Here is a 4011-nt window from a genome sequence, read left to right as displayed (position 1 = left end):
GAGCCGCACGCCATGGTTTCTTCATGGGATGATGCACTGCCAGCAAAAATATTGGCAGAAAGCAGTAGTGTCGCCATTGATACTAACAAGGTTGATAAACGCATAACGATCCTCACAAAACGGTCATTGATTCACTGATTTCGGGACAATATGCGACCTTAATGCATTGCTCGTCAACCCATCTGCTTTCCAATCGTTCAAAAAGGTCTATTTATTCACTATTTTATTCGTAGTTCGGTTCAATAAATGTGTTTTTCTTTGCAGGATGATTTGAATTTTGACTGCAACAGATGTTTATACTGCGGGTTAAACACTTAACCGGAATGTTATAGCGATGTCGCCCAAACCTATTTATATCACCTACGCTGGTCCGACCCTACTGGCGACTTCACTGCTTAATAAAGGCACAGCGTTCAGCGAAACGGAACGGCAGCAATTCAATCTCAAAGGTTTGATACCTCAGCGATTTGAAACGATCGAACAACAAGCTGAACGTGCCTATCAGCAATATTCCAGTTTTATAGAACCAATAAACAAACACATCTATCTGCGTACCATTCAGGACAATAACGAAACCTTGTTCTATTACCTGCTGGAACATCATCTACAGGAAATGATGCCGATAATTTATACACCCACCGTAGGCGATGCCTGTGAGCGGTTTTCGCAAATTTATCGTCGGGCCAGAGGATTGTTTATCTCGTATCCCGATCGCCATCATATTGATGAGATTCTGCTGAATGCAACCAAACGCAATGTAAAAGTCATAGTGGTAACCGATGGCAGTCGTATTCTTGGCTTGGGTGATCAGGGCGTTGGTGGGATGGGTATTCCCATTGGCAAGCTTTCTTTATATACAGTCTGTGGAGGCATCAGCCCGGCCTATACTCTGCCCATCATGCTGGATGTCGGAACAGATAATGCTGATTTATTGGATAACCCTCAATATATTGGCTGGCAACACCCACGTATTGATGCTCAGCAATATGATGAATTTATTGATTTATTTATTAGCGCTATCAAAAAGCGCTGGCCCAATGCACTGTTACAGTTTGAAGATTTTGAACAACGCAAGGCTTTGCCGTTGTTAACTCGCTATCGTGATGAACTTTGCTGTTTTAACGATGATATTCAAGGCACGGCTGCAGTGACCGTGGGTTCATTATTGGCCGCTTGTCGTGCCAAACAGCAAACGCTTTCCGAGCAAACTATTGTCTTTGTCGGAGCGGGATCTGCAGGTTGTGGTATAGCGGAACAAATTGTGTCGCAAATGATGACTGAAGGCACCAGCGAAATGGATGCCCGCAAACGCATTTTTATGATTGATCGACCGGGACTTCTCACCCAATCATTGCCTGGATTACCGGCTTTTCAACAAAAACTGGCTCAGCTGGATCTGGTGTGTGCTACCTGGAATATTTCGGGTATCAATGCCAATTTAGCTGAGGTCATTGATAACGCAAAACCGACGGTGTTGATTGGTGTTTCCGGTCAGGCGGGAATATTTACTGAAGCAATAATTAAATCCATGTATTCACATTGTCCAAAACCGATCATCTTCCCGTTAAGCAATCCATCCAAACAGATAGAAGCCCACCCACAAGAGATTATTGAATGGACAGAAGGTAATGCACTTATTGCTACTGGTAGCCCCTTCACGCCCATTGTGTATGAAGGAAGTTTTTATCCTATTGCCCAATGCAATAACAGTTACATTTTCCCGGGTCTCGGCCTTGCTGTTGTGGCTGCCGGAATAGAACGTATTACCGATGATATGTTGATGACCGCAAGCGAGGTGCTGGCTGAGGCTTCACCAATGACTACCCCAGGTAACCAGGAACTTCTCCCACCACTTGTCGATTCGGCAACACTCAGTAAAAAGATTGCCTTTGAAGTGGCTAAACTCGCTCAGCAAAAAAAACTTGCCCCAGAAATGACTGATAGCGCTTTATTACAGGCGATTGAAGATAATTTCTGGTTACCACGTTATCGTGAGTACCAACGGGTAAATGTCTAAACTGTAAACATAAAAAAACGGCTTGCAGTGAGTAACTGCAAGCCGTTTTTAAATAGCCAGTGATTGGATTAGAAATCCATCGTCGCGCTTAACGTAACAGTGCGAGGAGCGCCAAGCGCCAAATAGCCATTTCCCGGAAAACCACCAACCGAAGCCCAGTAATCACGGTCGAATAAGTTATGTACCCGCGCTCTGAACGTCAAGTCCTGATTACCGACCGCCAAAATATAACGGGCACCGATATCGACCGTCGTCCAATCATCGACTTTAAGCGTATTCGCGTCATCGGCATAACGCGAACCGGTATAAGTCACGAGGGAATCCAGCGCCAGACCATCCAGATAAGGGACTTCCCATTCCGCACCGAGGTTGGCCTGCCATTCAGCCACACCAATTACTTCATTGCCATCAATTGTGGCATTCCCGGTGTCTTTCTGCTCTGTATCCAGCCAGGTCACGCCACCCAAAACTTTGACATTGTCAGAAGCTTTGCCGTAAACGGTCAGTTCAACACCTTTATGTTCATCTTCTCCTGACTCTTTAAAGATATTATTTTCAATGACCGCTCTGGGTTTTGACGTTGTGAAATAGGCCAAGCCCAGACCTAACTGCCCCGTCTCATATTTGACGCCCACTTCTTTTTGTTCCGAAACATACGGTGATAATGACTCTCCGACATTAATCACACCGGTGCCCGGTGCAGTGTCGCCTTGCGCCAAACTCTCAATATAGTTGGCGTAGAGTGACACTTGATCAGTGACCTTAAATACCGCACCAGCTGCCGGAGTGATCTCACTGTCCTCATAGGAAGTCCGCACCCCAGCCGTCTCAGATTCTGTGTCGCTACTATAGTTATCTACTTTGATTGCCTGATGACGGGCGCCCAGCGTTAATAACAAACGCTCATCCATAAAAGAGAGCGTGTCACCAATGGCAAAGCTATTCAGTTTTGTTCTGCCAGTTAACTTAGGCGAGTCGAGGTCATTGCCAAAGAATGTTCCGGTGGCAGAGCCACTACCAAAACCAGGTCTGTTGTAATAAACCGGATTGTATAAATTACTGTCCAGGCGGCGCTCACCAAACTCCCCAATAAATGCATTCTTTGTTTCAAGTTGGAAATAGGAGTATGAAACCACCCATTCATGGCCGACTGCACCCGTATCAAAATTGCCTCTGAAGCCGATTTCACCGGTATCAACGCGATCTTCGCGGGCATTATCAAATCTGCCCATCACACCCTCACCAGAACGGGCATCCTGAAGCGTAAAATTAGCTAGCGAATTATCCTCATCTGTCCGACGTAGACCATACGCTGCCCAGGCAGTTACATTATCGTTGAGGTCATATTCTGCACGGAAGGTGCCAAACACATCCTCTTCATTGGAATAGCTCCAGGGCTGTGCCCAGTTCTTGCTCGCATCTGGCGCTTTCGGTACGACATCTGTTAAGCCGTTAATCGCTACATTGGTTCGCGTTTCATCTAATTGATGATTTTGATAGCCCATATCCGCCGATAAACGCAGTCGATCACCCCGATAATCCATACCTACGCTGAACAGGTTCAGCTCGGCGTTTTCATCGTCAATCGAGGTACCACCATTGTGATGGGCAGCATTGACCCGAATACCAAACTCGTCATTTTCACCGAAACGTCGTGCCACATCGGCAGCAACATTGCGTTGATCATTGTGTGATGCACCGACAGTGATGCGGTTTAAGTCATAGTTAGGCGCCCGTTTAGGTAGCAGATTAATCACGCCACCGATACCGTTTCCACCCGGAGCGGCACCTGTCAGAAACGCTGAGGCACCACGCAAAACTTCAACGCGTTCAAATAACTCTGTCGCGATATATTGACGGGGTAACAAAGAATAGAGGCCATTGTAGGCAACATCATCTGAATAAAGAAGAAACCCCCGAATGAAGTAGGTTTCCTGAAAGTTACCAAAGCCACGAGCGACCCTGACACCGGGAGCGGCTTGCAGTACGTCCCC

2 protein-coding genes are annotated in these 4011 nt (G+C 46.4%); one reads left to right on the top strand and one right to left on the bottom strand.

What is annotated here, in order from left to right; genetic code table 11:
- Positions 1-334 precede the first annotated feature (334 nt).
- A complete protein-coding gene (locus B3182_RS05670) occupies positions 335-2017 on the top strand; it encodes an NAD-dependent malic enzyme (RefSeq protein ID WP_292357077.1) in 1683 nt (560 codons plus the stop codon).
- 68 nt (positions 2018-2085) lie between these two features.
- Here the strand turns inward: B3182_RS05670 and B3182_RS05665 are convergent.
- On the bottom strand, positions 2086-4011 hold a 1926-nt coding region (locus B3182_RS05665), incomplete at its 5' end, for a TonB-dependent receptor (RefSeq protein WP_292751914.1).

Origin of the sequence: Methylophaga sp. UBA4204 (assembly GCF_002379485.1) — a bacterium.
Classification (GTDB): Bacteria; Pseudomonadota; Gammaproteobacteria; order Nitrosococcales; family Methylophagaceae; genus Methylophaga.
Note: the sequence above shows the minus strand (reverse complement) of the source record. Positions and strands in the feature narration are given on the sequence as shown.